This window comes from Limnohabitans sp. G3-2, assembly GCF_002778275.1.
Taxonomy (GTDB): Bacteria; Pseudomonadota; Gammaproteobacteria; order Burkholderiales; family Burkholderiaceae_C; genus Limnohabitans_A.
Genome location: NZ_NESG01000008.1, coordinates 15,467 through 37,043 on the forward strand (window position 1 = coordinate 15,467; position 21,577 = coordinate 37,043).

At 61.0% G+C, this 21,577-nt stretch carries 24 protein-coding genes; 6 read left to right on the top strand and 18 right to left on the bottom strand.

The window, feature by feature from the left end; genetic code table 11:
• Nucleotides 1–11: 11 nt before the first annotated feature.
• Genes rplO through rplN form a run of 10 tightly spaced genes read right to left on the bottom strand, consistent with a single transcriptional unit; the run spans nucleotide 12 to nucleotide 4,079 of the window.
• A complete protein-coding gene (rplO, locus tag B9Z31_RS13450; RefSeq protein ID WP_100120211.1) occupies nucleotides 12–443 on the bottom strand; it encodes a 50S ribosomal protein L15 in 432 nt (143 codons plus the stop codon).
• A gap of 10 nt (nucleotides 444–453) precedes the next feature.
• On the bottom strand, nucleotides 454–636 hold the full coding sequence (rpmD, locus tag B9Z31_RS13455) for a 50S ribosomal protein L30 (RefSeq protein WP_089951917.1): 183 nt from the start codon (nucleotides 634–636) through the stop codon (nucleotides 454–456).
• 14 nt (nucleotides 637–650) lie between these two features.
• On the bottom strand, nucleotides 651–1,169 hold the full coding sequence (rpsE, locus tag B9Z31_RS13460) for a 30S ribosomal protein S5 (protein WP_019429274.1): 519 nt from the start codon (nucleotides 1,167–1,169) through the stop codon (nucleotides 651–653).
• A 17-nt stretch (nucleotides 1,170–1,186) separates the two neighbouring features.
• On the bottom strand, nucleotides 1,187–1,552 hold the full coding sequence (rplR, locus tag B9Z31_RS13465; RefSeq protein WP_062407202.1) for a 50S ribosomal protein L18: 366 nt from the start codon (nucleotides 1,550–1,552) through the stop codon (nucleotides 1,187–1,189).
• Between the two features lie 11 nt (nucleotides 1,553–1,563).
• The gene (gene rplF, locus B9Z31_RS13470; RefSeq protein WP_100120087.1) at nucleotides 1,564–2,097 is read right to left on the bottom strand and encodes a 50S ribosomal protein L6; all 534 of its coding nucleotides are present in this window, start codon (nucleotides 2,095–2,097) and stop codon (nucleotides 1,564–1,566) included.
• A 13-nt stretch (nucleotides 2,098–2,110) separates the two neighbouring features.
• Entirely contained in the window at nucleotides 2,111–2,506 is a 396-nt protein-coding gene (rpsH, locus tag B9Z31_RS13475) for a 30S ribosomal protein S8 (RefSeq protein ID WP_062407198.1), read from the bottom strand.
• An 18-nt stretch (nucleotides 2,507–2,524) separates the two neighbouring features.
• On the bottom strand, nucleotides 2,525–2,830 hold the full coding sequence (gene rpsN / locus B9Z31_RS13480) for a 30S ribosomal protein S14 (RefSeq protein WP_053172533.1): 306 nt from the start codon (nucleotides 2,828–2,830) through the stop codon (nucleotides 2,525–2,527).
• A gap of 8 nt (nucleotides 2,831–2,838) precedes the next feature.
• A complete protein-coding gene (rplE, locus tag B9Z31_RS13485; RefSeq protein WP_100120212.1) occupies nucleotides 2,839–3,378 on the bottom strand; it encodes a 50S ribosomal protein L5 in 540 nt (179 codons plus the stop codon).
• 2 nt (nucleotides 3,379–3,380) lie between these two features.
• Nucleotides 3,381–3,701: a 50S ribosomal protein L24 gene (gene rplX / locus B9Z31_RS13490; RefSeq protein ID WP_062407194.1), complete on the bottom strand. Its 321-nt coding sequence runs from the start codon at nucleotides 3,699–3,701 to the stop codon at nucleotides 3,381–3,383.
• A gap of 9 nt (nucleotides 3,702–3,710) precedes the next feature.
• Nucleotides 3,711–4,079: a 50S ribosomal protein L14 gene (gene rplN / locus B9Z31_RS13495; protein WP_019427444.1), complete on the bottom strand. Its 369-nt coding sequence runs from the start codon at nucleotides 4,077–4,079 to the stop codon at nucleotides 3,711–3,713.
• A gap of 327 nt (nucleotides 4,080–4,406) precedes the next feature.
• Between rplN and proC the strand changes: the two genes are divergently transcribed.
• Nucleotides 4,407–5,231, top strand: coding sequence for a pyrroline-5-carboxylate reductase (gene proC, locus B9Z31_RS13500; RefSeq protein WP_100120088.1), 825 nt, complete (start codon nucleotides 4,407–4,409; stop codon nucleotides 5,229–5,231).
• Nucleotides 5,232–5,253: 22 nt separating this feature from the next.
• On the opposite strand, the gene ubiA is transcribed toward proC, so the two are convergent.
• From ubiA to recG, 3 genes are all read right to left on the bottom strand, one after another.
• Nucleotides 5,254–6,105 carry a 4-hydroxybenzoate octaprenyltransferase gene (ubiA, locus tag B9Z31_RS13505; RefSeq protein WP_100120089.1) on the bottom strand — a complete coding sequence of 284 codons (852 nt, stop codon included), beginning with the start codon at nucleotides 6,103–6,105 and terminating at the stop codon, nucleotides 5,254–5,256.
• A 110-nt stretch (nucleotides 6,106–6,215) separates the two neighbouring features.
• Nucleotides 6,216–7,178, bottom strand: coding sequence for a LysR substrate-binding domain-containing protein (locus B9Z31_RS13510; RefSeq protein WP_100120090.1), 963 nt, complete (start codon nucleotides 7,176–7,178; stop codon nucleotides 6,216–6,218).
• A 16-nt stretch (nucleotides 7,179–7,194) separates the two neighbouring features.
• The gene (recG, locus tag B9Z31_RS13515; RefSeq protein ID WP_100120091.1) at nucleotides 7,195–9,264 is read right to left on the bottom strand and encodes an ATP-dependent DNA helicase RecG; all 2,070 of its coding nucleotides are present in this window, start codon (nucleotides 9,262–9,264) and stop codon (nucleotides 7,195–7,197) included.
• A 111-nt stretch (nucleotides 9,265–9,375) separates the two neighbouring features.
• Here recG and queA point away from each other — a divergent pair, with 111 nt between their 5' ends.
• Nucleotides 9,376–10,503, top strand: a complete 1,128-nt coding sequence (queA, locus tag B9Z31_RS13520) for a tRNA preQ1(34) S-adenosylmethionine ribosyltransferase-isomerase QueA (RefSeq protein WP_100120092.1) — start codon at nucleotides 9,376–9,378, stop codon at nucleotides 10,501–10,503.
• Here queA and B9Z31_RS13525 read toward each other — a convergent pair.
• From B9Z31_RS13525 to B9Z31_RS13535, 3 genes are read right to left on the bottom strand one after another with little or no spacing between them, the layout of a single operon-like run.
• A complete protein-coding gene (locus B9Z31_RS13525; RefSeq protein WP_100120093.1) occupies nucleotides 10,463–10,780 on the bottom strand; it encodes a non-heme iron oxygenase ferredoxin subunit in 318 nt (105 codons plus the stop codon). The two genes, queA and B9Z31_RS13525, sit on opposite strands and share 41 nt — an antisense overlap.
• Nucleotides 10,777–11,250, bottom strand: coding sequence for an aromatic-ring-hydroxylating dioxygenase subunit beta (locus B9Z31_RS13530; RefSeq protein WP_100120094.1), 474 nt, complete (start codon nucleotides 11,248–11,250; stop codon nucleotides 10,777–10,779). The genes B9Z31_RS13525 and B9Z31_RS13530 overlap by 4 nt, the downstream gene beginning before the upstream one ends.
• A gap of 2 nt (nucleotides 11,251–11,252) precedes the next feature.
• Nucleotides 11,253–12,518, bottom strand: coding sequence for an aromatic ring-hydroxylating dioxygenase subunit alpha (locus tag B9Z31_RS13535; protein ID WP_100120095.1), 1,266 nt, complete (start codon nucleotides 12,516–12,518; stop codon nucleotides 11,253–11,255).
• Nucleotides 12,519–12,719: 201 nt separating this feature from the next.
• Between B9Z31_RS13535 and B9Z31_RS13540 the strand changes: the two genes are divergently transcribed.
• Nucleotides 12,720–13,646, top strand: a complete 927-nt coding sequence (locus tag B9Z31_RS13540; RefSeq protein WP_100120096.1) for a LysR family transcriptional regulator — start codon at nucleotides 12,720–12,722, stop codon at nucleotides 13,644–13,646.
• A 21-nt stretch (nucleotides 13,647–13,667) separates the two neighbouring features.
• Complete coding sequence (gene tgt / locus B9Z31_RS13545; protein ID WP_100120097.1) at nucleotides 13,668–14,840, top strand: tRNA guanosine(34) transglycosylase Tgt; 1,173 nt, start codon at nucleotides 13,668–13,670, stop codon at nucleotides 14,838–14,840.
• Between the two features lie 441 nt (nucleotides 14,841–15,281).
• Here tgt and B9Z31_RS13555 read toward each other — a convergent pair whose 3' ends face one another.
• Both B9Z31_RS13555 and B9Z31_RS13560 read right to left on the bottom strand, forming a co-directional pair.
• Nucleotides 15,282–16,529, bottom strand: a complete 1,248-nt coding sequence (locus B9Z31_RS13555; protein ID WP_100120099.1) for an FIST N-terminal domain-containing protein — start codon at nucleotides 16,527–16,529, stop codon at nucleotides 15,282–15,284.
• Entirely contained in the window at nucleotides 16,526–17,251 is a 726-nt protein-coding gene (locus tag B9Z31_RS13560; protein ID WP_100120100.1) for a PhaM family polyhydroxyalkanoate granule multifunctional regulatory protein, read from the bottom strand. Before B9Z31_RS13560 ends, B9Z31_RS13555 begins: the two co-directional genes overlap by 4 nt.
• Before the next feature lie 759 nt (nucleotides 17,252–18,010).
• Here B9Z31_RS13560 and B9Z31_RS13565 point away from each other — a divergent pair.
• Together B9Z31_RS13565 and B9Z31_RS13570 are read left to right on the top strand one after the other, a co-directional pair.
• Nucleotides 18,011–18,517 carry a hypothetical protein gene (locus B9Z31_RS13565; protein WP_100120101.1) on the top strand — a complete coding sequence of 169 codons (507 nt, stop codon included), beginning with the start codon at nucleotides 18,011–18,013 and terminating at the stop codon, nucleotides 18,515–18,517.
• 96 nt (nucleotides 18,518–18,613) lie between these two features.
• Nucleotides 18,614–21,460: a DUF11 domain-containing protein gene (locus B9Z31_RS13570; protein WP_100120102.1), complete on the top strand. Its 2,847-nt coding sequence runs from the start codon at nucleotides 18,614–18,616 to the stop codon at nucleotides 21,458–21,460.
• Nucleotides 21,461–21,577: the final 117 nt, after the last annotated feature.

Below are 21,577 nucleotides of genomic sequence, written 5' to 3' on the forward strand. Positions count from 1 at the left end.
CTTATGAACATTCAGGCGATGGAGCCGCCAGCAGCCTCAATGGCTGCCTTAGCACCTGCAGTTGCACCAATGCCTGTCAACTTGACAGCTTTGGACAACTCACCCGTGTTGATCACTTTGACCACTTTGGCCATTTGCGAAACCAAACCGGCTTGCTTCAATGCCAAAACATCCACTTCAGCCAAGTCCAAACGAGACAAGGTCGTCAGTGTGATTTCAGCGTTGTACTTGAGCAAATGCGATTTGAAACCGCGCTTAGGCAAACGACGCTGCAAAGGCATTTGACCGCCTTCGAAGCCCACCTTGTGGTAGCCGCCTGAACGTGATTTTTGACCTTTGTGACCACGGCCGGCGGTTTTACCCAAACCCGAACCGATACCACGGCCCACGCGACGTGGCGCGTGCTTAGAGCCTTCTGCGGGCTTGATGCTGTTAAGTTCCATCATTCGCCTCTTAGAGAACTTTGACCAGATAGCTGATCTTGTTGATCATGCCGCGCACTGCGGGCGTGTCTTGCAACTCGCTCACAGAATTGAGCTTGCGCAGACCCAGGCCACGCACTGTGGCGCGGTGTGACTCTTTGGTGCCAATCGGGCTGCGAACCAGTTGGACTTTCACGGTGGATTGTGTCGTCATGTTCGATCTCCGGTTCAGCCGAACAACTCTTCAACCGACTTGCCACGTTTGGCAGCCACGTTGGAAGCTGTTGTGCAGTTGGACAAAGCGTCCAAGGTGGCACGAACCATGTTGTAAGGGTTGGATGAACCGTGGCTCTTGGCCACGATGTCCGTGATGCCCACCACTTCAAACACGGCGCGCATAGGACCACCAGCGATGATGCCGGTACCCTTTGGCGCTGGCGCCATCATGACGCGTGCAGCGCCATGGTGACCGTGCACTGCATGGTGAATCGTGCCGTTCTTGAGGTGAACTTTGGCCAAGTTGCGACGGGCTTCTTCCATCGCCTTTTGCACGGCTGCTGGCACTTCTTTCGATTTGCCTTTGCCCATGCCTACTTTGCCATCGCCGTCACCGACCACAGTCAAGGCTGCGAAACCGAGGATACGGCCGCCCTTCACCACTTTGGTCACGCGGTTGACCGCGATCATCTTCTCGCGCAGACCGTCTTCAGGACCGTCGCTCTGCGGTTTTGCTGTAAATTTAGCCATTTGTAACTCCGATCCGTTTAGAACTGCAGACCTGCTTCACGGGCTGCTTCGGCCAAAGCCTTGACGCGACCGTGGTAAGCGAAACCTGCGCGGTCGAAGGCGACCTTCTCAACGCCAGCGGCTTTTGCTTTTTCAGCAATGCGCTTGCCAATCACTGTGGCTGCAGCGGCATTGCCGCCTTTGCCTGCAGCACCCAAGGCCGTGCGCACTTCGGCTTCGGCGGTGGATGCGCTGGCCAACACTTTGGTACCGCAGCCAGAGATAACGCTGGCATAGATGTGCAGGTTGGTGCGGCTCACTGTCAAGCGCGCCACGCCTTGCTGTGCAATGCGGATGCGTGTTTGGCGTGCACGACGCAGACGCTGCTCTTTCTTGGTCAACATGATGCAGCTCCTTATTTCTTCTTGGTCTCTTTGATCGTGATCTTCTCATCCGAATAACGGATGCCCTTGCCCTTGTAAGGCTCAGGAGGACGAACAGCACGGATCTCAGCAGCAATTTGGCCAACACGTTGACGGTCGGCACCCTTGATCACGATTTCAGTCGCGCTGGGGGTGGCCACCGTGATGCCAGCAGGCATGTCGATGTTGACGGGGTGTGAATAACCAACAGCCAGGTTCAATTTGGCGCCAGAGGCGGCCGCTTTGTAACCCACGCCAACCAGGTTGAGCTTCTTCTCAAAGCCTTTGGTCACGCCAGTGACCATGTTGTTCACCAACTGACGCAAGGTGCCGCTCATGGCATTGGCTTCACGTGAATCGTTGGCAGGGGCAAAGCTCAGCTTGCCACCTTCGTTGCTCACATTCACCAGCATGTTGGCGGCGATGGCCAATTGACCACCAGCGCCTTTCACACTGATTTGATCTTGTTTGATCGACACATCCACACCAGCGGGGATGGTCACAGGCATTTTTCCTACGCGGGACATTCTTTTTCTCCCTTTAAGCGACGTAGCACAGCACTTCGCCGCCGACACCGGCTGCACGTGCTTTGCGATCAGTCATCACGCCCTGAGGTGTGGTGACGATGGCCACGCCCAAGCCGTTTTGGACTTGAGGAATAGCATCACGGCCTTTGTACACGCGCAGGCCAGGACGGCTCACGCGCTCAATACGCTCGATGACCGGACGGCCAGCGTAGTACTTCAGGGCGATTTCGAGGGTGGCTTTGCCATCTTCGGTTTTGACTTGGAAGCCATCAATGTAGCCTTCATCTTTGAGCACTTGAGCAATGGCCACCTTCACTTTGGATGAAGGCACCATCACGGCGGCTTTGGCCACCATCTGTGCATTACGGATGCGGGTCAACAGATCGGCAATAGGATCACTCATGCTCATGTTGTTATCTCCTGCCGATTACCAGCTGGCTTTGGTCACGCCCGGAATGTTGCCTGCGAAGGCTAATTCACGGATCTTGGCGCGGCCCAGACCAAATTGACGGAACGTACCGCGTGGGCGACCGGTGATTTCACAGCGGTTGCGTTGGCGGGTCGGGTTGGCGTTGCGCGGGAGCTTTTGCAGACCCAGACGGGCAGCTGCACGCTCTTCATCGCTGCGCTTGGCATCGTTGGCGATGGCTTTCAATTCCGCATATTTTTTTGCGAATTTGGCCGCCAGTTTTTCACGCTTGAGCTCGCGCTCGATCAAAGCTACTTTAGCCACGTGACACCTCAGTTCTTGAAGGGGAAGCGGAAAGCTGTCAAGAGCGCTTTGCACTCTTCGTCAGACTTGGCCGTTGTGGTGATGCTGATGTTGAGACCGCGCAAGGCATCGACCTTGTCGTACTCAATCTCAGGGAAAATGATCTGCTCTTTAACGCCGATGTTGTAGTTGCCACGGCCATCGAATGCGCGACCAGAAATACCGCGGAAGTCACGAACGCGAGGCAAAGCCACGGTCACGAAACGATCCAGGAATTCATACATCTGAACACCGCGCAAGGTCACCATGCAACCGATAGGCTGTTGTTCACGGATCTTGAAGCCGGCAATGGCTTTCTTGGCCTTGGTCACCACAGGCTTCTGGCCTGCGATCTTGGTCAAGTCGCTCACAGCGTGGTCCATGACTTTCTTGTCAGCCACAGCTTCAGACACACCCATGTTCAAGGTGATCTTGGTGATGCGAGGAACCTGCATGGGTGACGTGTAACCAAATTTGGCCGTCAGTTCAGCAGCGATTTTCTCGCGGAAGAGTTGTTGCAAACGTGCCATGCTCATGCCACCTTGATTTCTTCGCCGCTCGACTTGTAAACGCGAACGCGTTTGCCGTCAGCTTGCAGCTTAATGCCCACGCGATCAGCCTTGCCTGTTGCGGCGTTGAAAATCGCCACATTGGATTGGTGAATCGGCATGGCCTTTTCGATGATGCCGCCAGTTGTGCCCTTCATGGGGTTTGGCTTGGCGTGTTTTTTGACGATGTTGATGCCGTCAATCAGCAGGTGCGAATCGCTGGCGCGCGACGAAACTTTGCCGCGCTTGCCTTTGTCACGACCTGTGATGACGATGACTTCGTCGCCTGTGCGAATCTTGTTCATGGCGCGTCCTTACAGTACTTCAGGAGCCAGGGACACGATCTTCATGAACTTCTCGGTACGCAGTTCACGCGTGACCGGGCCGAAGATGCGGGTGCCGATGGGCTCCAACTTGGCATTCAGCAACACAGCAGCATTGCCATCGAATTTGATGAGGGAGCCATCGCCACGGCGGATGCCTTTGGCAGTGCGAACCACCACAGCACTGTAGATCTCGCCTTTTTTGACGCGACCACGTGGAGCGGCTTCTTTGATGCTCACTTTGATGATGTCGCCAACACTTGCATAGCGACGCTTAGACCCGCCGAGCACCTTGATGCACAGCACGGACTTGGCGCCGGTGTTGTCGGCCACATCCAACCGAGATTCTGTCTGGATCATTTCTTTGTTCCCAACTTGTATTTCTTATGCGCCAGCCTTGAAGCCAACGCACTGAAATCAGTCTTGGACCCGTCATTCACACCGCGAACCACTCGCTGCGCTTCAGATTGGGCAGATAACTACGCCTTTTGATAGGCGAAGCCCACGATTATGACTGAAAAGACAGCCGTGCGCAACATCTTTGGGAATTTATTTGCAAATATTTGGTGTCAGAGCCCCATTTTTGGGGCGGGCCAGGGCCTGGTTGCCCGATCTCGGTCCAGGGTCACCCCCGAAAAAGGGACAATGCCTCCTGCATTTCACCGATTTCCCGATCTCCTCACACCTATGTTCACATTTTCCAATTCCTTGGCATTCATCGGCGGCGGCAACATGGCCAGCGCCATTATCGGCGGTTTGATCCGTCAGGGCATGAAGCCTGAGCAAATCATGGTGCTGGAGCCGTTTGCGGAGACAGCTGCCAAACTCCAGGCCGATTTCGGCATCACCGCACTGCGCGCCGCTGACGCTTCTTTGTCACGCGCCGACATGGTGGTTTGGGCGGTCAAGCCCCAAGTCTTTGCCGAAGCGGCCATCCCGGTCATTCCCCATACACGTTCTGCACTCCATTTGTCGGTTGCCGCAGGCATTCGCACCGACAGCATCTGCCGCTGGGTGGGAACCGAACGCGTGGTGAGGTGCATGCCCAACACGCCCGCGCTGGTGGGCCAGGGCATCACCGGCTTGTTTTCTTGTCCATCGGTCACGCCCACAGACCAGACCTTGGTCGAGCGCGTCATCGGCACCACCGGGCAATTCATGTGGGTTCAGCAAGAAACCCACCTCGATGCCGTCACGGCGCTCTCGGGCTCGGGCCCAGCCTATGTGTTTTATTTCCTGGAAGCCATGACCGAAGCGGGTGTCGGCATGGGCCTGAGCGCCGAGCAAGCCCATCAATTGGCGGTCGCGACTTTTTCAGGGGCATCCTCTTTGGCTGCCGCATCGGCAGAACCGGTGGAAGTGCTCCGTCAGCGCGTGACCTCCAAGGGCGGCACGACTTATGCGGCCATCACCTCACTCGAAGCCTCGGGCGTCAAAGCTTCATTTGTGAAAGCCATGCAAGCGGCCGAGGTGCGTGCGCGGGAGTTGGGCGATGAGTTTGGCAAGGCCTGAGGCTCACGGAGAAGCGGGCTGATCAGCGGTACGACAAGACCACGCCCGCAAAGACGCTGAAGCCCAACCAATGGTTCAGCCGAAAGGCCTTGAAGCACCCCTCGCGGGTGCGGTCCTTGATCAGCAGGAGATGCCAAACCACCTGAGCGGCGGCTCCGGCCAGCCCCATGAACAACCCAAGGCCGCGTGCTGAAACGTCCAGCAAGACCGCCCACATCGCCAAGTACGCCACATAAAAGCCTGCGATGGCCACCACATCCCAGCGCCCCAAGGTGATGGCCGAGGTTTTCATGCCGATTTTCAAATCGTCATCGCGGTCCACCATCGCGTATTCGGTGTCGTAGGCCAGCACCCAAAACAAATTGCCCACCAGCAAACCCCAGGCCAAGGGGGGCACTTGCCCCTGAACTGCGGCAAACGCCATGGGGATGCCGAAACTGAAAGCCACACCCAGCACGGCCTGAGGCATCGACACGAGGCGTTTGGCATAGGGGTACAAGAGCGTGACCGCCAAAGCCGCAAACGACCACTGGATGGTGGCGGCATTCGTGGTCAAGACCAAAGCGAAGGCGCACAGCGCCAGCACCACCCCCACGGCCAGCGCCTCTTTGACAGCGATGCGACCGCTGGTCACCGGGCGGTTGGCGGTGCGTTTGACGTGCCTGTCAAAGTCGCGATCGGCCACATCATTGATGCAGCAGCCTGCGCTGCGCATCAGGATGGTGCCCAGCGTGAACACGGCCATCAAATGCCAACCGGGAAACCCGTCAGCGGCGACCCAAAGTGCCGCCAAAGAGGGCCACAACAACAGCAACCAACCCGCGGGTCTGTTCCAGCGGATCAGGTCCAGATAGAGCTTGAGTTTGTCGGTCATGCGGACATTATCTGTTTGTGGATGGTTTGTGGGAGGCTGCCCCTGCGGCCGAATGCCTACAGTGGCTCATGCCCCGATTCGCGAGCAGGGGCTCGCTCCCACACAAACACTCAGGACAGGCGCGTGACGCCCGGCAGTGGACAGGCGTAAATGGCGTTGCGAACAGCCGCAATCGCTTCGTAGCGGGTGAAACTGCGGCGCCAAACCAGCACCACGCGCCGGGTGGGCGGCTTGCCGCCCGCAGGGTCCACGATGGGCAAGTAACGCACAGGAGAGTCGTGGTGCCCGCCCGAGCGCTTGTGAACAGGTTTGAGGTCAGGCACCGACATGCGGGGCACCAAGGTCACCCCCATGCCCGCGGCCACCATGTGCTTGATGGTCTCCAGCGACGAGCCCTCAAACGTCTTGCGGATGCCATCGGTTTGACTCGCATACCGGGCAAATTCGGGGCACACCTCCAACACATGGTCGCGGAAACAGTGTCCTGCCCCCAGCAAAAGCATGTTCTCGTTTTTCAGTTGCTCTGTAGAGATGGACGTCTCTTGGGCCAAGGCGTGGTTCAAGGGCAAGGCGGCCATGAAACTCTCGTCGTACAAGGGCGCCACCGCCAGTCCCGACTCGGGAAAGGGCTCGGCCAATATGGCGCAGTCGAGCTCGCCCGTGCGCAGCATCTCGAGCAGGCGTACCGTGAAATTCTCTTGCAGCATCAAGGGCATCTGCGGGATGTCGGTGATGATCTGGCGCACCAAGTCAGGCAGCAAATAAGGCCCAATGGTGTAGATGACGCCCAAGCGCATGGTCCCCGCCAGCGGGTCTTTGCCGCGCTTGGCAATTTCCTTGATCTCGGCGGCTTGCTCCAGCACGCTTTGCGCCTGACGCACGATCTCTTCGCCCAGCGTGGTCACCGACACCTCGCTGGCACTGCGCTCAAACAGTTTGACTTCCAGCTCTTCTTCGAGCTTCTTGATGGCCAGTGACAGCGTGGGCTGCGACACAAAGCAAGCCTCGGCGGCCTTGCCAAAATGCTTTTCTCGGGCCACGGCCACGATGTATTTGAGTTCGGTCAGGGTCATGGGTGTTATTTGAACATCAAGCCTTCAGGTACTCGGATTTTCCGCCCAACCAACGGCCAATGTGGCGTTCGGCAAGTGGCGCGTGCTGGTCCAGCATCTGCGGGGCCAGGGCCCGCGCCCAATCGAGCAAATGCCCATCGGTTTCCAGCTCGGCAAAGCGCAGCAAGGGCGCACCCGACTGGCGGGCCCCCAAAAACTCGCCCGGCCCACGAATTTCCAAATCGCGGCGCGCGATCTCGAAACCGTCATTCGTCTCCACCATGGCCCGCAAGCGTTCGCGGGCGGTTTCACTCAGGCGTCCCCCCTCGGGTGTGCCGTACAGCAACACACAGGCCGACGCCGCCGCCCCGCGCCCCACCCGGCCGCGCAACTGGTGCAGCTGGGACAGGCCAAAGCGCTCAGCGTGTTCGATCACCATCAGCGAGGCATTGGGCACGTCCACGCCCACTTCAATCACCGTGGTGCTGACCAGCACACCCATGACGCCTGCGGTGAAAAGTTCCATCACGGCCTTCTTTTCGGCCACGGGCATGCGCGAATGCAGCAGGCCCACCATCACGCCCGGCAGCGCTTCGCTCAGGTCGGCGTGCGTTTGGGTGGCGTTGGTCAGGTCCAGCGCCTCGCTTTCTTCGATGAGCGGGCACACCCAATACACCTGCCGACCCTCTTGCAACTGCGCCCCAATGCGCGAGACCACTTCATCGCGGCGGTGGTCCGACACCACCCGGGTCACGATGGGGGTGCGCCCGGGCGGCAACTCGTCGATCACCGAGACATCGAGGTCGGCGTAATAGCTCATGGCCAGGGTGCGCGGAATGGGTGTGGCCGTCATCATCAGCATGTGGGGCTCCATGCCATCGGCCTGCATCTTGCCGCGCAAAGCCAAACGCTGCGCCACGCCAAAACGGTGCTGCTCGTCGATCACGGCCAGCGCCAAGTTTTTGAACTTGACGTGCTCTTGAATGACCGCGTGCGTGCCCACCACCAGCGCGGCTTCGCCCGACTCGATCAGCGCCAGCATTTCTGCGCGCTCTTTCTTCTTTTGGCTGCCAATCAGCCAGGCCACTTTCACGCCCAAAGGCTCGAGCCAGCCCACCAATTTGGCAAAGTGCTGGGTCGCCAAAATTTCGGTCGGCGCCATCAACGCGCATTGCCAGCCCGCGTCCACCGCCACCATGGCCGCCAGCGCGGCCACCACGGTTTTGCCCGCGCCCACATCGCCTTGCAGCAGGCGGTGCATGGGCACCGGTCGGGCCAAATCCAGGGCAATTTCTTGGCCCACACGCTGTTGGGCATTCGTCAATCCGAATGGCAAAGCGTCTAATAGCTGTCCGTACAGCCCTTGGGGCTTGAGCTTGAGGGCTGGGGCGCGCAGCAAATCGCGTTCGCGCTTGGCCGTCAGCTGCGACAACTGCTGCGCCAGCAGCTCCTCGCATTTGAGGCGAATCCAGGCCGGGTGGCTGCGGTCCTCCAAGGCGGCCAGCGACACATCGGGTGTGGGGTGGTGCAAAAAACGCAAGGCATCGCGCAGTGACCACGCCCCTCGGGGGTCGGGCCAAGCGATACCCGCAGGCATGGTTTCACTCAAGTCGGCATGGTTCAGCCCGTTGATGACCGCCCGGCGCAAATAGGCCTGGGCCAGGCCGGCCACGGTGGAATACACCGGCGTCAAAGCCTCGGCCAAGTTGCCGCCCGCCGCCTTGAAGGTCGGGTGCATCATGGTCAATCCCATGAAACCGCCCTTGACCTCGCCCCGCGCCCGAATGCGGTTGCCCACCGCCAGCGCCTTTTGGTGCGAAGGGTAAAAACTGAAAAACCGCATCACGCAAGTGTCCGAGCCGTCGTCCACCGTCACCAACAACTGGCGGCGCGGCCGCATCGTGATCTCGCAGGCGGTCACCGTCGCCTCGATCTGCGCGGTATCGCCCTCGCGTGCATCGCGCAATTTGACGATGCGCGTCTCGTCCTCGTAGCGCAGCGGCAGGTGCAGCGCCAAATCAATGTCGCGCCGCAAGCCCAGCTTGATCAGCGCTTTTTGGGGCGCGGACAGCGTTGAAGTGGGTGGGGGTGCAGGCTTGGGCGGCATGCCCTGATTGTGCCGTGACTGCCACGCCCCAAGATCGCTTCGAGGAAATGCATCGTTCAGGCAAAATCCTGTTTTCTTTTGCTTTGTTCGGGCCTGTCAAGCCCCACCACCATGTCCTCTTCTGCCGCCCCCCGCGACTTCACCCTGAGTGATTTCGACTTCGAACTCCCCACCCCACTGATCGCCCAACACCCGGCCACCGAGCGCAGCGCCTCGCGTTTGCTGGACGGCTCCTCACCCGCGGTGGTGGACCGGATTTTTCATGAGCTGCCGGGCCTGCTCAATGCCGGCGATCTGCTGGTGTTCAACGACACCAAGGTGGTCAAGGCGCGCATCTTTGGCGAGAAGGCATCGGGCGGCAAACTCGAGTTGCTGATCGAGCGCGTGCTCCCGGGCCACCAGGTGGTGGCGCACATGCGGGTCAGCAAAAAGCCCCTGCTCGGCGGCAAGATGCATTTGGCAGGCGGCGCGCGCCACGGTGGTTTCGATGCTGTTTTGCTGGGCCGTTGGCCTGATGAAAACGGCCAGCTGTTTCACCTGCAGCTGAGCGACGAGCCGCACGCCTTGATGGAAAAGCACGGCGTGATGCCCTTGCCCCCCTACATTGAGCGCCCAGCGGGCACGGGCGAGCATGCCGACACCGCAGAAGACGCACAGCGTTACCAGACGGTGTTCGCGCGCGCGCCCGGCGCAGTGGCCGCACCCACGGCGGCGCTGCATTTTGACGAGGGTGTACTGACCGCCTTGAAGGCGAGAGGCGTGCAAACGGCCAGCGTGACGCTGCATGTGGGCGCGGGCACCTTCCAGCCCGTCAAGACCGAGAACATTGCCGAGCACACCATGCACAGCGAGTGGTACGAGGTGCCCGAAGCCACGCAGCAGGCGATTGCCGAATGCAAGGCGCGTGGTGGCCAAGTGGTGGCGGTGGGCACGACCACGGTGCGCACGCTCGAATCCTGGGCCCAGTTTGGCCAGGCCAGCGGCGACACACAAATTTTCATCACCCCGGGCTTTGACTTTCAGGTGGTCGACCGGCTGATCACCAACTTTCACTTACCTAAAAGCACGCTGATGATGCTGGTGAGTGCCTTTGCGGGCTACGAGCACATCATGGGGCTGTACCGCCACGCGATTGCGAACCAGTACCGCTTCTTCAGTTATGGTGATGCGATGCTGCTCAAGCGCACCGCACTGGATCTCAGCCCAGCTGAAGGAACACCCGACCGCCTTCGAGTTTGATCGGCCAGGTCTTGGCCGGTTCTGTGGCGGGGCCACAAGCCACCGCCCCATCGCGCAGGCTGAACTGGGCTTGGTGAAAGGGGCACTCCACGTGGTCGCCTTCCACAAAGCCATCGCACAATTTGGCGTTGCCGTGGGTGCACAGGTTGTTGATGGCGAACACCTCGCCCTCCACGCTGAACAAGGCAATGTCTTGTCCTTCGGGCGTCACGGCGATGCCCGCGCCTTCGAACAAATCGGCCTCGGCGGCCACGTCAATCCAGTTTGTCATGGTCATATCGGGTAAATGATGGCGTTGGGGATCATTTCGCTGTCGTACACACACAGGCGTTCGGCGAACTTCAGGCCTTCGGGGGTTGGCACGATGGTGTCGATGTAGCGGCCCACATTGAACACGGTGCTGGCCTTGTCGAGTTTGGTGCGGAACACCGCGTAATTGGCTTCCGATTGGATGCGGTCGCCCTCGACCTGTCGCACCACGGGCGCGCCCACCACGTGGCGCTGGTAATACGGGTCGTGGTACAGCGTCTCTTGAATGCCGTAGACACGGTCTTTGAGCATGCCTTTGCTGGTGAACGACAGCGTGCACAGCGGAAAGCCGCGCTCATGGTTCTCACGCGGAATGAGTTTGTACACGCACTGCTCGGTGAAAAACTCGGGCCACAAATCCCATTGGCCGCTGTCCACGGCCAGGGCGTAATCGGCATACAGGCGGGTGAGGGCCATGTGGGTTTCAAAGTTCACCATATTCAGGCCTCCATCACTTTGCGCCAGTATTCGTACATGCCCCGAATCAGCGTTTCGGTCACCATGTGGTCGGTCTCACCCACATCGCGCCCGCCCAACTCCACCAGCATGCGGTGCTCGGGTTTGGTCTCGAAAGCCTGCTGCGAGAACTCGATCACCTCGCCATCGTCCGCACTCACAAAACCGGCCGGGCCAAACAGATTGGACTGGCGCAAGCGCCGCTCGGTCATCTCGGGCGTGTCGTCTTCAAAACCAAAGTGCGTCCAGACAAAATCAAACGCACCATGTCCGTCGGGCTGGATGTGTCGCGTGGACACGCTGTTGACCTGCTGCTGAAAAATCACGCTGGGGAACAGCGTCATCATCACCGCCGTGGGCATCTGCTCGCCCATTTGCCACCAGCCTTCGGGCACGATGTCCAAGAAACTCGGGTCATGGAGCTGCATGCTCTCTTTGAAGCTGCTCACCTGTGTCACCTGCGACGCCTGCCCCGTGGCCTGACCCGCGCTGCCCCGGGTCGAGACCATGGCGGCATGACGGTGGTGGGCGTCCATGCGCAGCTCGCTCTTGTTGTCCGCTCGCCAGAGGCCAAAAGTCACAAACCAGGTGTGCAAGAGGCCGGGGTGGTACGGGTCTTTGATGTTTTCCTGCATCAACTTCCAGTTGCCTGGAATGCGCTGGCGGTTGTAGCCCAGCACCACCAGCTTGCGGCCATTGAACAGGCGGTCAAAGTACTGGAGGATGGTCGGGCCCATGAAGTCTTCCAGCGACTCCACACCCTGGTCAAACGCCGCGAACACCACGCCGCCGCGCGTGGCCACCTTCAAGGCGGTGAGGCCGTGGTCTTTGGGGTCGAAGTCGGCGGGCATGCCGCCGTTGACCTTGCCGTCTTGCCGCACACCGCGGCGAAACGGCACGCCCTGCAAGTCACCCTTGAGCGTGTAGCTCCACTGGTGGTAGGGGCAGACAAACTCTTTTTTGTTGCCATGGCGCTCGCGGCAAAACTGCATGCCCCGGTGGGCGCAAACGTTTTCGACCACGTGGATCTGGCCGTCGGCGGCGCGCGTCATGATGACCGAGCGCTCGCCCACCACGGTGCGCTTGAAGTCGCCGGGGTTCGGAATCTCGGCTTCCAGGCCCACATAGCTCCAGTGGCTTTTGTAAAAGAAGCGCTCCAGCTCCTTTTTGTGCCGGTCTTCGTCGGTGTACACGGCAAACGGGACGCGGCTGGTGCCTTCCGTTTCCCAGTGGATGGGGTGTTCGGTCACGGTGTCTCCTGCAATGTGTGGGTTGGCGCCGAGCTTGTGGGAGCGAGCCCCCGCTCGCGAATGGCCGCTTGGGCACTGCAAGGGTTCGGCCGCGACCACCCACAGGGCTAGATGCACATCATGTCGCCGCCATCGAATTTCGTAAATCGAAATTCAAAGATAATCATTATCTGAATTTCAAATAATCATAGCCTCGCCACCATGGACCTCGCACGCCTTGACCTGAACCTGCTGCTGGTGTTTCACCACCTGCTGCGGGAAAAGCGCGTGTCGGCTGTGGCCAGCGTGCTGGGCATGAGCCAGCCCGCCGTCAGCAGTGCCCTGGGCCGACTGCGCAGCAGCTTGGGCGACGAGTTGTTTTTGCGCACCCAGCGCGGCATGGCGCCCACGCCTTACGCCCTGCAACTGGCCGAGCCCGTGGCCACCGCGCTCGAGGGCCTGCAGCAAGCGCTCAATGTGCGCGCCTCGTTTGACCCGACCACCACCGAGCGCAGTTTCACCTTGGCCATGACCGATGTGGGCGAAATGTATTTCCTGCCCGTGCTGATGGACGCGCTGGCGCAAACAGCCCCGGGCGTCACGCTCCATGTGGTGGCGGTGACCAGCGCCAGCCTGAAGGACGACATGGCCTCAGGCCGCACCGACTTGGCGCTGGGCCTGCTGCCGCAGCTGCAGGCGGGCTTTTTCCAGCAAGCGCTGTTTCGCCAACCGTATGTGGCCCTGATGCGTGAGGGCCACCCCTTGGCCCATGCGCAGGGTTTGACCTTGTCCGACTTTGCGCAGGCCAGCCATGTGCGGGTGATGGCCGCGGGCACGGGCCACGGGCGGATCGATGAAGCCATCCGCGAAGCGCTGGAACGACAGGGCTTGCAACGCCGCATTCGCCTCACAGTGCCGCACTTCGTGGCCTTGGGCGATGTGCTCGGGCATTCGGACCTGATCGCCACCGTGCCTGAGCGTTTCGCCCAGCGCGTGACCGGCCCCTTTGCCCTGACCACCCGACCACTGCCCCTGGCGGTGGACGGCAGCGCGATTCACCAGTTCTGGCATGCCCGGCTGCACAAAGACCCGGGGCACCAATGGCTGCGCGGTGTGGTCGCGCAATGCTTTGGCGACGGTACCGACTGACCCCCTCCTACAATCCCTGCCATGCTCCAATTCGACCTGCTCAAAACCGACCCCTCCAGCCACGCCCGCCGTGGCACGCTGACCCTGAACCACGGTGTGGTGCAAACACCGATCTTCATGCCTGTGGGCACCTACGGCACCGTCAAAGGCGTGATGCCGCGCAGCCTGCACGAGATGGGTGCGCAGATCATTTTGGGCAACACCTTTCACCTGTGGATGCGCCCAGGCCTGGACATCATGAAAGGCTTTGGCGGCCTGCACCAGTTCGAGAAGTGGGACAAGCCCATCCTGACCGACTCGGGCGGGTTTCAGGTCTGGTCGCTGGGCGACATGCGCAAGATCACCGAAGAAGGCGTGACCTTTGCCAGCCCCGTGAACGGCGACAAGCTCTTCATGTCGCCCGAAGTGAGCATGCAGATCCAGACCATCCTGAACTCGGACATCGTGATGCAGCTCGACGAGTGCACGCCTTACGAGACCAAAGGGCACCTGACCACCGAGGCGGAAGCGCGCAAGTCGATGGAGATGAGCCGCCGCTGGGCCGTGCGCTCCAAAGACGAATTCGCCCGCTTGGAAAACCCCAACGCGCTGTTTGGCATCGTGCAAGGCGGCATGTTTGAAAACCTGCGCCAAGAATCGCTGGACGCCCTGGTCGAGATGGACTTCCCCGGCTACGCGATTGGCGGCGTGAGCGTGGGCGAGCCCAAAGACCTGATGCTGCAGATCATGGCCCACACGCCGCACCGCCTGCCTGCGAACAAACCCCGCTACCTGATGGGCGTGGGCACGCCCGAGGATTTGGTGCAGGGCGTGGCCGATGGCGTGGACATGTTCGACTGCGTGATGCCCACCCGCAACGCCCGCAACGGCACGGTGTTCACCCGCTTTGGCGACCTGAAGCTGCGCAACGCACGCCACAAAAACGACCCACAACCGCTGGACACCAGCTGCACCTGCCACGCGTGTGCCGGAGCGTCCGGCGTGTCATGGGACCAAGGCGGCCGAGACGGTTTCAGCCGCGCCTACATGCACCACCTGGACCGCTGCGGTGAAATGCTCGGCCCCATGCTGACCACCATCCACAACCTGCACTACTACCTGAACCTGATGCGCGAGGTGCGCGAGTCACTCGACGCGGGCGAATTCTCCACGTTCCGGGCGCGGTTCAATAGCGAGCGCGCACGCGGGGTTTGACTTCGCCCGCCAGCATTTGATTTCGTGGGAGGCCGCCCCTGCGGCCGAATGCACGCTTTTGCAGCACCTGTATTGTGGGAGGCCGCCCCTGCGGCCGAATGCACGCCTTTGCAGCACTTGTATTGTGGGAGGCCGCCCCTGCGGCCGAATGGAAGCTTCTGCAGCACAAGCCATTCGCGAGCAGGGGCTCGCTCCCACAAAGGCAAGCACCCACTGAGGCAAGGGCCCACGAGGGCACCCCCCCACAAAGGCAAGCGCAAGTCATGTGGGAGGCCGCCCCTGCGGCCGAATGGAAGCTTCTGCAGCACAAGCCATTCGCGAGCAGGGGCTCGCTCCCACGAAGGCTAACCCCTAAAAGGCAAACCTCCACCAAGGCAAGCGCAAGTCATGTTGGCGGCCGAATGCACGCCTTTGCAGCACAAGCCGATCGCTCAAGGGGGTTCAATCGGTCGTGAACACCGTCAGCACGCCGGTGTAACCGTACAGCTGTTGGCGTGCAATTTCGCCTGCGGCAAAAAAGCCCACCAAGGGCACATCGCCCAAGGCATGGCGAATGATCTGCATCTCGGCACTCGGCCCGCCAAAGTGCGGACCACCGCGTCCGGTGCAGCTCACATAGACAGCGCCCGCCATGCGCTTTCCGGCTTGGGGCAAGGTGGGCACCGGGTCGTCGCTCAGGGCGTTGATGGCCTCGATGGACAGCATCTCGGGCTCCAGCGCTTCGCGGATTTCGGCGCACACGCGCACCAAGTCGGCACGGGCCGCTTGCACATCGCGGCGGCAAAACGTCAAACGCATGCCCGGCTCGAGGTGCTCGGCAATGGCCACACCTTGGCGCAAAGGGTCCAGGCCAATGATGTGGCGCACCCGAACGTCGTTGCCCAGATTGCCCGCACGGCCCACGCCAGACTGCCCGGGTGCACTCAGGCCCACCAAGGTCGCACGGACCACGGCAATGGCTTTTTGCGGGTCCTTCAGGCTGATGCCCAAATCCCCCAACATGAGGTCCAGCGCAGGCTCTCCCGCCAATTTGAGCACCACATGGTCTTCGTATTCGGTGATCTCTCGCTCAGGGGCCACAGGCTGACAGCCTTGCGTCACGCGCGACAAAAGCGCCACATCGGGTGAGAAGGCCACGCCACTCAAGCCACCTTGGAGCACGCCGCCGTGCACCTCTGGGCCACCCGCATCTTCAGCCCGTACCGCGAACTGCACACTGCGCGTGCGGCTGGCGCCCAATCCGCCAAACAAATAGCCTTGCTGCGTGCGCTCGGCCATCTCTTTGATCAGCTCGGCCAGGTCGGGGGTGTTGGGGTCGGCGTGCACCAAGGCCGCATCGGCCCAGCCCGCTGGCAGCGGCGACACCCCCGAAAACACGCGGTATTGCGCGGGCGTGAGGTCGCACAACATGAGCGCCATGGCGGGTTCGTCAAAGTACTCGGCGTTGTTCACCGCCACGCCAATGCCCACCGTGCCCGCCCAATCGGTCACCTCGGGCAAGGCTTGACGCAGGTGGTCCAGCAGGGCTTGCGCCTCGGGCGCGTAATGGTCGGTGATGTAGAGCAAACCCAATCGGGGCTGGCTGGCGTAATCCGGCAAACCCATCTGGGCACGCAACTGCGCCAGCACCAAGCCAGCGGCCATGCGCCACTGCGGGTGGGTGGCATGGCCACAGGGAAACAACTTCATGGTGCTTTGCGCTTGGCGGCCGCTTGGCGCGGCGCAGATTTGGCAACCGGTTTGGTTTTGGCAGCGGCTGACTTTTTGGCCACGGCCTTTTTGGCGGGGCTTGGTTTTGGGCCCGCTGCTGAGGTGCTGGCCCCTTTGGCCGTCATGCCCGTCTTCATGGCTTCGGCGGCCACGTCTTTAACGGCCGCTGCGGCAATGTTTTGAAACTGCTGGGTCAAAGCACCCCACCACTGCATCGGGTCCACCGCAGGCTTGCCCGCAGCGGCTGCCTTGGCGGGTTCTTCAGGCGCTTCGTTCCCCGCATCTGCTGGAACGGGTTTCGGCGCGGGCGCGGGCTGTGGCGTCACCGGTTGAGGCGCAGCAGCTTGTGGCTCAGCAACAGGTGCTGGTGCAGGGGCTTTGGCCGTGAAGGCCTTGGCCAGATCGGTCATGCTGACGTTCATGCTCTGCAGCGTGGACAAGGTCATTTTTTGCACCTCCATCGCCTGGATGGTGGCCTTGAGCGCCGTGGTGTTTTGTTCTAACCAAAAAAGCACCGACTTCAACTCTTGGATGCGTTTGTCGATGTCTTCGATGCTGAGCGTGGGCGCCACCCAACTGGCCATGCCGGGCATCCCGGCGCCCGCCGCGGGCTGGGCCTGGGCCGAGGTTTTGGACAGATTTTGTAAAAAGTCAAAGCCCGGCACAAATTGGCCAAAGCCGAAGGCAGAGGGTTCGCTCATGGCAGTTCCTTGGAAAGTGTTCTGCAAAGCTTACCCGAAGAGCCTTTCAACCCGCCACCAACACCCTCGCCTTGCGTGGCGTCAGCACCAAGGTTTCACCCTCCTTGAAGTCTTGCTGGCGGTATGGCGATGCCGACAGTTGCGCTTTGATGGTGGCGCTGCAGCGGCATGGCCCTTTGTGGCGTATTGGGCGATTTTGAAGACACCTCTACAAAACTCAAGCCAATGTTTGCACCCTGCTAATGCTCAATTTGCTCTAAAGAGATCCCGAACACCTCATCTCTGGGTGCAGATCTGTTCGAAGCTGCTGCCATCTGCCACGTGGGCTTTGTCGACCCGTCCTGGCCGCAGAAGCGTGCGGGACGATCAAGGACAAGCGCTCAGTCCACGGGATCACCCAGCGCATCTCATGGAGGCATTCCCGCGTGCGCGTGCGCTGGGTGACCCCTACAAAAACTGCATGGGCCAGGCTCAACGGTCACAGATCAGGCCACCACATGACTAATTTTGCACAAAATCATTCAATTCAGCTATTTTTCATCCTATACTTTACCTTTAGGTAACAAATTTGATATCATTCTAAGCAGATTGGATTTGTCATTGAACGGACTGCTTATACGCAATTTTTCCCTCATGGAGTTCTTAATGATTCAAAACGAGCAAGATGCACTGATCTTCGTCAGAAATAGCAGACATGGCCGACGTTCACGTCATTTTTCAAAACACTTCCTCCCTAAAAATTCAACAATTTGCCATCTATTGGCTGCACTTTTGGTGACCTTGGGTGCCGCCTCAGCACACGCCCAATCCCCTGCAGTCCCTCCGGAATCGGCCGCTGCGCAGTCGGCCATCAAGGTCGATCTGAAACAGTTCCTCGTCACCCAAGAGGCCGGCAAGGAAGTGCTCAAACCGGCGGACGCCGTCAAGCCGAATGACCTCATCGAATACCGGGCGGTCTACGCCAACCAAAGCGCCCGTGTGGTGCGAGATGTAACGGCCGAGCTGCCCATTCCTGTCAGCCTCGAATACCAGGCCAGCACGGCCAGACCCCGCCAAACCGCCCAAGTCACCGTCGACGGCAACCGCTACGGCACCGAGCCGCTGATGCGTGAGCTGCCCGGCGGCAAGAAAGAACCCATTCCCCCAGCCCAGTACCGCCGCTTGCGCTGGACCTTGGGCCAGATCGACCCTGGCGCCAGGGTCGAAGTCTCGGCCCGGGCCCGCGTGCCCAGCAGCCCATCTGCTCCCCCTTCAACCCAGCCTTAATGGCCAGCCCCTCACGGCGCAGCCGTTGCAGGGGTACATCCGTTTGACCCAAGGAGTCCATTCATGAGAACAAATTTTTCAGATCGCGGAAGTGTCATGCACACTTGGCGCCAGCGGGGCGTGGTCCTGCTCGCGTGGGTGGGCGGGCTTTGCGCAAGTCAGCTCGCCTTTGCAGCGGCACCACCGGCTGGCACCAGCATCACCAACCAGGCCACGGCGTCCTACAAGGACAACACCGGGGCGTCTCAGCTGTCCACCTCCAACACCGTCGTCACCACGGTCAGTCAAGTCGGCTCCTACACGCTCACGCCGGCCAGCAACGCCAAGAGTGCCGGTCCCGGTGCCACGGTCTACATGGCCTACATGCTGACCAACACCGGCAACGGCACCGACAGCTTCAACATCAAGGCGGTTGAAAGTGCGACCACACCGGACTTCACCAAGATCGAGATCTACCCCGACAACGGTGGTGGCCTGCCCCAGGGCACACAGGCCCTGTGTACCCAGGCCACGGCCGGTCAGGACTGCGTGCCCGCAGCGCAAACCCTGGCTGCGGGTCAGAGTTACGCCTTCGTGGTGGCCTACACCATCCCGAGTACGGCCACCCTCGGAACCTGGCCCAGCAACACCGGCACGGTCACGGTCACACCCTCGGCGACCCTGGCCAGCCTGTACAGCACGGCCACGCTGTCGCGCACCGACACAGTGACCTTGACCAACAGCGCGGCCTTCTCGGTCACCAAGCAAATTGGCGCGCCCCAGGTCAGCCCGGTCAACGGGACCTGGCCCGTGGCCACCAGCGGCCCGCGCGGCACCACCACCACCTACACCATCCATTACACCAACAACGGTGCGGCGGCCGGTGACCTGTACATCAAGGACACCCTTGTGGCGGGGCTGAGCTACAAGAGCGGTCAGTCCGTCATCAGCTGTCTGGGTGGCAACGCCCTGACCGAGGCGGGCGATGCGGCTATCGCCTGCGGCGCGGGATCGCAGACCGTGGCGTTCGAGCAAAGCGGTCAGGTCATCCAGGCCCTGGTCAAGAACGTGCCCGTGGGCAGCAGCGGCACCCTGAGCTTCCAAGTCGATGTTTCCAACGCCGCCACCATTGGCACTTTGAGCAATTCGGCCCAGTACACGGCCAGCAGTTGTGTCATTGGTACGGTGACAGGCTGTTCTGCTGAAACTCTGGTGAACACCAACGCGGTGGACTTCAATGTCACAGCCAACCGAAGTCTGCGCCTGAACACGGTGGACACCACCGCAGGCACCCCCGCTGGCGCCACGGACGGCGTGACCTCGGCCAACATCGTGCCTGGCAGCTTCGTTCGGCAAACGCACACCCTGGTCAACACCGGCAATGCGCCAGACACGTTCAACGTGACGGTCAACCCCGGCAACTTCCCGGCGGGCAGCACCTTCACCTGGCTCAACGCCAACCTCACCCCGCTGCTGGACAACAACAGCGATGGCATCATCGACACGGGTCTCATGGCTGCTGGCAGCACCTTGTCGCTGATCTTGCAGGTCACGGCGCCCAGCGGCACGCCTGTGGCCAATGGCGTCAACTACAGCGCCACCGTGACGGCCACGTCGATCAACGACGTCAATGTGAAGGACGCCACCTTTGCCAAGATCACCGACGTGATCGGCGGCTATGTGGACCTGGTCAACAAACCGGTCACCGCCCTGGCCGGCGATGTGGGCCCTGGCCCTGGCAATTCACCCGCCTTCACCACCACCGCCAAGGTGGCGGGCAGCGGCTACAGCGAAATTCCGCTGACCATCCGCAACTACGATGGCAACGCCAACACCTACACGCTCAGCGTCAGCAGCAGCTCCAGCTTCCAAGGCGGTCTGCCGGCAGGTTGGTCGGTGGTGTTCAGCGCCACAGCCTGCTCCGCGCCCACCGCATTGGCCAACGCCACCACCGGTTCGGTTGCAGCCATCAGTGGCAGCACACCGGGTTCGCTGGACATCTATGCCTGCGTGAGTTCGCCCGCAAACGCCCCCACCTCGACGCAGCCGCTCTTCATCAAGGTGGCCGCTGGGGGTGTCACCTCCAATGGTGCTCCGGCCAACGACGTGCTGTATGACGCCGTGTCTGTGCTGGCCGCCAACGCCTACAGCTTCTCGCTCACGGCCAATGGCTCCGCCAGCGTCGCCCGTGGTCAGGTCGTGGACTATCCGCACAACCTGGTCAACACCGGTGTCAGCACCTGCGGCGCAGGAACGGCCAACAACTACATCAAGGTGACGGCCACAACCAGTGCCCCGAACTGGACGGTCGCCATTTACAAAGACGTCAACAACGACGGTGTCGTCGACGCGAATGACACGCTGATCACCAACGGTCAGCTCGTGACGGGCGGCTTGACCTCCTCTGTCACCAACCCAGGTGCCACGACCCACTCTGTCAAATTCATCGTGCGGGTGTTCGCGCCGGGTGGTGCCAACGCCGGCGACACGGCCACGGTCACGGTCACCGTCAGCGACGTGGACAGCACTGGCAACACCGTCCAGAACGCGCCCAACGGTTGCGGCCAGCAGATCAACACCGACACGGCGCGCGTTGTGACGGGAGCGCTCACGGTGTTCAAGACGCAAGGCACCACGGCAGGCGCCTGCACCAGCACCTTCCCGAGCTTGGTGACGGCCTCGCAAACCGCCAAGCCCGGTGACTGCGTGTACTACGAGGTGGTGGCCACCAACAACAGCGCAGCCCCGGTTCGGGATGTGTCCTTGAATGATGCGGCCCCGGCCCAGACCACCCTGGTGTCGTCCTCGCCAGCACCCAGTTGCAGCGCGACCGGCCTGACGTCCGGGACCAGCATCACGGCCACGCCTGCCAACAACGGCGTGAGCTGCGGTACCTCTGGCACCAACACCTTGGCGCCTGGTGGCTCGATCACCCTGAAGTTCGCCATCCAGATCAACAACTGAAACTCGCAGGCGTTTCAAGCGGCCCTGCCGCTTGAATCGCCTTGTGGTTTTTGGAGGGGACAGCCCCCGCGGACTGTCGCGTCTTGGCGAGAAATTGTGAAAGTTTCTGCCGCCCCC